1 pseudogene is annotated in these 285 nt (G+C 56.5%); it reads left to right on the top strand.

Annotation, left to right across the window (positions count from 1 at the left end):
• Window positions 1–229: pseudogene (locus BK660_RS30235) on the top strand (FtsH protease activity modulator HflK); the annotation flags it as partial.
• Between the last annotated feature and the right edge of the window lie 56 nt (window positions 230–285).

The raw sequence follows: 285 nt of genomic DNA, 5'->3' as shown, positions 1-285 counted from the left end.
GTATCTGGACACCATGCAGGAAGTCTTCAGCAACACCAGAAAGATTCTGTGGACCGGCAACAAGAATGGCCAGAGCAATCTGCTGTACTTGCCGCTGGACGAGATGGTCGAAAGTGGTCGCAACACCAGCACTCCGGTGACCGGTGCGGCAGCCACCAGCAATGAAGCGAATACGCGTGCGGCAGCTGATCTGCAGCAACAGCAAGCACGTACCAGGGAGAGTCGCTGATGAGCAATAAATCGCTGATCGCACTTATTGTCGGCGTCGTCGTGGCGATCGCTGCC

This window comes from Pseudomonas brassicacearum (genome assembly GCF_003732265.1).
In the GTDB taxonomy this organism is placed as follows: domain Bacteria; phylum Pseudomonadota; class Gammaproteobacteria; order Pseudomonadales; family Pseudomonadaceae; genus Aquipseudomonas; species Aquipseudomonas brassicacearum_D.
The sequence above is the reverse complement of the archived record's forward strand: the minus strand, read 5'-3'. Positions and strand labels throughout refer to the sequence as shown.